Raw genomic sequence first — 6,106 nt, 5'->3', positions numbered from 1 at the left:
CCACCCCCGAACCAGACACCCACCCCAAACCCCCAAGTCCCGCCCCCAGCACCGCGCCCTGCCACCCGTGATCAAGGACTTTGCGGCAGCCTTCTACGCCAACGACGACACAAACCCCTTGACACCCCCCTGAACCACCCCGGCCCCACCCGGCGTGGTCGATCATGAGGTTGACGGCGGCCGGTGTCCGGTTTGCCGTTGCCAACCTCATGATCGACCGCACTGGGGGCGATCCGCGCCGCTGGGCTGCGAAGACCAGGGGCCGTCGGGGATGGGGGGACGACTCGAACGGGCCGGACACGTGAGGGGTGCGCAGCAATCGCGGCGTCGCCTGCGCGATCTTGCACTTTGTGCCCGCCTTTTGCCCTATTTGCGAGGTTTGCGGGGCACCAAAGTGCAAGATCGCGGACGGGCACGCCGGAACAGCTGCCGATCTTGGAGTTGTGGCACCTCGCGAAAGGTGTCAGACCAGGGCATCCTGTGGCACCACAACTCCAAGATCGACGCGGGCGGGAGGCGGGCGGGAGGGAGGGCGGGCGGTAGGTCTGGGTCAGCGGCGGCCGTGGCGGGCGCGCAGGTAGTCGGAGACCACGTATTCGCCCAGGTCGTCCAGGTCCGGGGTGAACATCCGGCCGCCCGAACGCCGCGCCACCGCGTCCACGAACCGCCGCAGTCCCGGGTCGTCCCCCAGCATGAACAGGTTGAGCGTGGCACCGTACCGGGTCAGCCGGTCCACCTCCCGGATCGTCGCCGAGATGGTCTCGGGCAGCGGCGGCCAGTGGAAGTACGCCTCGCCGTCCTCCGGGTCCAGGTGCGCTGTCGGCTCGCCGTCGGTGACCACGAGCACCACCGGCTCGGCACCAGGGTGGCGGCGCAGGTGCCGGCCGGCGAGCCGCAGCGCGTGCTGGAGGTTGGTTCCCTGCTGCATGTCCGGCTCCACCGCCGCCAGTTCCTGCTGGGTCAGCGGCATCGCCTCCCGGCCGAAGCCGACGATCTGCAACGCGTCCTGCGGGAACCGGGTGGCCATCAGGTGCGACAGGGCCAGCGCGGTCTGTTTCATCGGGCCCCAGCGCCCCTGCGAGATCATCGAGTACGACAGGTCGACGCAGAGCACCACGGCCGCCGACGCCCGCCGTTCGGTCTCCACCACCTCGAAGTCCTCGACCGCGAGCGGCACCGGCACTCCGGGGCCGGCCCGGCGTACCGCGCGGGTGAGTGTGCGCACCACGTCCAGCGGCTGCTCGTCGCCGTACTCCCAGGGGCGTGATGCCCCGCTGACCTCGCCGGCGGCGCCCGCGGTGCGCAGGTCGTGCTGGCCGCGCGGGCCGGCGGTCAGGTCGGAGAAGACGCGCCGCAGCGCGGTGCTCGCGAGGCGGCGCAGCGCCTTCGGGCTGAGCGTCAGCCCTTCCGCGTCGCGGGTGACCCAGCCCTGGCGGCGCAGTTCGCGTTCCAGTTCCTGCAACCGGCGTACGTCGTCGGCGGCGTCGCGACCCAGCGTGCGGGCGACCGCCTCCACGTCGACGTCGTCGAGTGTGGCGCCGGGCTGGTCCTGGTCGAGGGAGTCCAGCAGCTCGTCGAGTTCGGCGATCTCGTCCAGCGCGCCGGTGGCCTCGCCGTAGCCGAGCGGCTGGTCGCCGCGGACCCGCTCGCCGCGCTGCCAGTTCAGGTCCGGTCGCAGCGACCGGAGGTGGGCGTCGAGTTGGGACAGCTCACCGGACAGCCGGTCGCCGAGCGACTGGCGCATCAGCCCGGCCAGTTCCTCGCGCTGCCGGTCCGACAGCGACCGCATCAGCCGCTCCCCGGCGGCGGCCCGCCGGGCCAGTACGTCGATCAGCTCGTCGACGTCAGTGGGCCGTTCCGGGAAGAACTCGCCGTGCCGGCGCATGAACTCGGCGAACGCGTCTGTGGTGTCCTCGGAGCGGGCGTGCCGGGCGAGCAGGTCGTTGAGGTCGCGCATCATCTCGGCGAGCTGCCGCTGGACGGCCGGGTCGGCGGTGGCCCGGGCCGCGTCGCGCAGCCCGGCGAAGCGCTGCTCCAGCACGTCGCCGCGCAGCCCGTCGAGGATCCGCTGGTACGTCTGCCGCGCCTCGGCGCTCGCCCAGTCGTACCCGGAGAGCTCCGACACCGCGCGGGCGGTGGAGCGGGGCAGGTTGTCGAGCACGGCCTCGGCGAACCGGGCGTCGTCGCCGTCGCGGCCGCGCAGCTCGTCGCGTTCGGCGGCGAGCGCCTGGTCGAGCAGGGCCCGGGCCCGGGTGACAGCGCCGTCCAGGTCGCCCCGGCGCAGCGCCTCCCGGCGCAGGCGGCGGGCCCGGGCAGCCAGGTCGTCCAGCCCGCCGCGCCCCTGCGGACCGCGCCGCAGCAGCTCGCGCAGCGATTCGCGCAGGCTGCCGCCGGCCAGCACGTCCGAGCCGACCGCGTCCACCGCGGCGCGCACGTCGTACGGCGGGGCGAGCGGATCGGGTCCGCCGCGCCACTGCCCGTACCGGAAGCGGTTGCCGCCGGCCATCGTCAGTCCCGGTCCCCGTAGACGGTGCGCCCGGAGTCGGTGACGTCCTTGCCGAGCCGGCGGGTCAGGTGCAGCCCTTCCAGCACGAACTCGATGCCGGCGGCGGCCTCCTCCGGGCTGGGCGCGTCGCCGAGGCCGAGCCGGTCGAGCACCTTGGCGAGCCCCGGTACGGTGCCGACCTGGCGCAGCAGCTCGGCCGAGGAGACCAGCTCGCCGGTCTCGACGGCGCCGCCCTCGGCGACCAGCGCGGTGAAGCCGGACAGGTCGAGCCCGGCGAGCCGGGCGCGGAACGTCTCGGCGGTGGCGGTACGCAGCAGGTGCGCGAGCACCTCGATCTCGCGTCCCTCCTCGCCGCTCTCGAACTCGACCTTGCCGCGCAGCGTGGAGGTCACCGACACGGTGTCCCCGATCCGGGCCACCGGCGCCTCCGGCCGGGACGCCGACCCGGCGCCGGCCGAAGCCGAGGCGACGGCAGAGGCACCGGCACCGGCACCGGCACCAGCACCGGCACCAGCACCAGCCAGCAGACCGGAACGGCGCAACGCGGCGGCCGCGACGGTCTCGGCGGCGGCGATGGCGAACCGGGCGGACACTCCGGAGCGCGGGTCCACCGACGGGGACTCCCGTACGTCGCGGGCGAACCGGGCGAGCACTTCCAGCACGTGCTCCGGCACGACGGCGACCAGGTCTGCCTCCTGCCGGATCAACGCCAGCTCCAGGTCGAGGTCGAGCGGGTAGTGGGTACGGATCTCGGCGCCGAACCGGTCCTTGAGCGGCGTGATGATCCGGCCCCGGTTGGTGTAGTCCTCCGGGTTGGCGCTGGCCACCAGCAGCAGGTCCAGCGGCAGCCGCAGCTGGTAGCCGCGCACCTGGATGTCGCGCTCCTCAAGCACGTTGAGCAACGCCACCTGGATGCGTTCGGCCAGGTCGGGCAGCTCGTTGACGGCGAAGACGCCCCGGTTGGTGCGCGGTACGAGCCCGAAGTGGATGGTCTCCGGGTCGCCGAGCGTACGGCCCTGGGCGAGGCGGATCGGGTCGACGTCGCCGATCAGGTCACCGACGCTGGTGTCCGGCGTGGCGAGCTTCTCGCCGTACCGCATCGAGCGGTGCAGCCAGGTGATCGCCAGGTCCTCGCCGGCCGAGGCGACGAGCGCCTGGGACGCGGGGGTGAGCGGGTGCATCGGGTGCTCGTTCAGCACCGAGCCGGGAATCACCGGGGTCCACTCGTCAAGCAGCGCGCCGAGCGAGCGGATCAGCCGGGTCTTGCCCTGCCCGCGCTCGCCGAGCAGCACCATGTCGTGCCCGGCGAGCAGCGCGCGCTCGACCTCGGGCAGGACCGTGTCCTCGTAGCCCACGATGCCGGGGAAGCGGTCCTCGCCGGAGCCCATCCGGGCGAGGAGGTTGTCTCGGAGTTCCTGTTTGACCGTGCGGTAACGGTGGCCGGCGGCGCGCAGCTCGCCGAGCGTGCTCGGCAGGTCGGCGGGCGGGACCGGGGAAACCTGATTGGGAGCGGTCACCCGATCCACGCTAGCGCGCTCCGATGACCGGCGGCGCCCGTCGCCACTGACGCCGCCGGAGCGCCGCTCACCTCCCGAGGCGGGCGCGGACCATCCGGGGCACCGCGGCCAGCCCGGTGACCGGGCGGAACGCGTGCGCGGCGGCGACCAGGGCGGCGTACTCGTCGTCGGCGAGGTCGATCTCGGCGGCGGCCGCGTTGCGTTCCATCTGCTCGACCCCGGAGGCGCCCGGGATGGCCACCACGTTGGGGTGCCGCAGCACGTACGCGAGCGCGATCTGGCTCGGCGTGGCGTCGTGCGCGTCGGCGACCTCGCGCAGCGTGGCGATCAGCGCGGTGCCGCGTTCCAGGTTCTCCGGCAGGAAGTACGGGTTGGCCCGGCGTACCGCCCCGGCCGGCGGGTTCGTGGCGTCGTAGCGGCCGGAGAGGAAACCCTGCGCCAGCGGGGAGTACGCGATGACGATCCGGCCGGCCTGCTCCGCGTACGGGATGAGGTCTTCCTCGGGGCCGCGGTCGATCATGCTGTAGCGGACCTGGTTGCTCAGCACCCGGCGGCCCAGCGCGGCCTCGGCGAACCGCCACCGGCGCAGGCCGTAGTTGCTGACGCCGACCTCGCCGACCAGCCCGACGTCCTGCAGCGCGCGCATGCCGCGCATGGTGGTGGTGTCGGCGACCACCGGGTTGGCCTGGTGGACCTGGTAGAGGTCGATGCCGTCGACGCCGAGCCGGGCGGCGGAGGCGACAGCGCGCTGCTGCACCACGGGGGCGACCGGCAGCAGCGGGAAGATCTTGGTGGCGACCACGACCTTGGCCCGGTCCTCGCCCAGCGCCTCGCCGAGGATGCGCTCGCTGCGGCCGAAGCCGTACAGCTCGGCGGTGTCGAACAGCGTGACGCCCAGGTCGAGCGCCCGCCGGACGATCTCGGCGGCGCGGCGCTCGTACTCCGGGCCGTAGCCCCACTCCTTGGAGCCGAACTGCCAGGTACCGAGGCCGATCTTGGAAATGGGCTTGGGGGTGTCGAGCGGCACGTAACGCATGAGGCCGAACGTACCCGCGCCGCTGCGGCCACACTCCCACGGCGACAGAATGACCTCGTGACATACCTCGCCAGCGACGACCGTTACCACGAGATGATCTACCGGCGCAGCGGCCGGAGCGGGCTGAAGCTACCCGTCATCTCCCTCGGCCTGTGGCACAACTTCGGACCGGACCGCCCCTTCGAGCGGCAGCGCGACATCGTCCGCCGCGCCTTCGACCTCGGCATCACCCACTTCGACCTGGCGAACAACTACGGCCCGCCGCCCGGTTCGGCGGAGGAGAACTTCGGCCGGCTGCTCGCCACCGACCTGAAGCCGTACCGGGACGAGCTGGTGATCTCCAGCAAGGCGGGCTACCTGATGTGGCCCGGCCCGTACGGCGAGTGGGGCTCGCGCAAGTACCTGATCTCCTCGCTGGACCAGTCGCTGCGCCGCCTCGGGGTGGACTATGTCGACATCTTCTACTCGCACCGGTTCGACCCGGGGACCCCGCTGGAGGAGACGATGGGCGCGCTCGACGCGATCGTCCGCTCCGGCAAGGCGCTCTACGTGGGCATCTCCAACTACGACTCGGAGCAGACCGAGCGGGCCGCCGCGATCCTGCGCGACCTGGGCACGCCGCTGGTGATCAACCAGCCGTCGTACTCGATGATGAACCGCTGGACCGAGCGCGACGGCCTGCTGGACACGCTGGAGCGCGTCGGTGCCGGCTGCGTCGCGTACAGCCCGCTCGCCCAGGGCCTGCTCACCGACCGTTACCTGGACGGCATCCCGGCCGACTCCCGGGTGCGCACGAGCGTCTTCCTGGACGAGAGCGACCTCGACGACCAGACGATGGCGACGGTCCGCGGGCTCGCGGCGGTGGCGCGGCGGCGCGGGCAGACCCTCGCGCAGCTCGCCCTGGCCTGGGCGCTGCGCGACCCGCGCATGACCAGCCTCATCATCGGCGCGAGCAGCGTGGCCCAGCTGGAGGGCAACGTCGCCGCGCTGGAGGACCTCGACCTGGACGGTGACGACCTGGCCGCGATCAGGGCGGTGCTGGGCTGA

At 72.9% G+C, this 6,106-nt stretch carries 4 protein-coding genes; 1 reads left to right on the top strand and 3 read right to left on the bottom strand.

Annotated elements, in window-relative coordinates; translation table 11 throughout:
- Positions 1 to 550: 550 nt before the first annotated feature.
- Genes AB0B20_RS12675 through AB0B20_RS12665 form a run of 3 tightly spaced genes read right to left on the bottom strand, consistent with a single transcriptional unit; the run spans position 551 to position 5,059 of the window.
- Positions 551 to 2,506 (bottom strand): VWA domain-containing protein, encoded by a 1,956-nt coding sequence (locus tag AB0B20_RS12675; RefSeq protein WP_357470340.1) that lies wholly within the window; start codon positions 2,504 to 2,506, stop codon positions 551 to 553.
- Between the two features lie 2 nt (positions 2,507 to 2,508).
- Complete coding sequence (locus AB0B20_RS12670) at positions 2,509 to 4,032, bottom strand: magnesium chelatase (protein ID WP_357470337.1); 1,524 nt, start codon at positions 4,030 to 4,032, stop codon at positions 2,509 to 2,511.
- A gap of 58 nt (positions 4,033 to 4,090) precedes the next feature.
- Positions 4,091 to 5,059, bottom strand: a complete 969-nt coding sequence (locus tag AB0B20_RS12665) for an aldo/keto reductase (protein ID WP_357470333.1) — start codon at positions 5,057 to 5,059, stop codon at positions 4,091 to 4,093.
- A 57-nt stretch (positions 5,060 to 5,116) separates the two neighbouring features.
- Here AB0B20_RS12665 and mgrA point away from each other — a divergent pair, with 57 nt between their 5' ends.
- Positions 5,117 to 6,106 (top strand): L-glyceraldehyde 3-phosphate reductase, encoded by a 990-nt coding sequence (mgrA, locus tag AB0B20_RS12660; RefSeq protein WP_357470330.1) that lies wholly within the window; start codon positions 5,117 to 5,119, stop codon positions 6,104 to 6,106.

Source organism: Micromonospora sp. NPDC049151 (assembly GCF_040648395.1).
In the GTDB taxonomy this organism is placed as follows: domain Bacteria; phylum Actinomycetota; class Actinomycetes; order Mycobacteriales; family Micromonosporaceae; genus Micromonospora.
This window is presented reverse-complemented; position numbering and strand designations above follow the sequence as displayed.

Coding starts and splice junctions, on each gene's coding strand:
- AB0B20_RS12675 (WP_357470340.1), bottom strand. CDS start 2,506: ATGGCCGGCGGCAACCGCTTCCGGTACGGGCAGTGGCGCGGCGGACCC.
- AB0B20_RS12665 (WP_357470333.1), bottom strand. CDS start 5,059: ATGCGTTACGTGCCGCTCGACACCCCCAAGCCCATTTCCAAGATCGGC.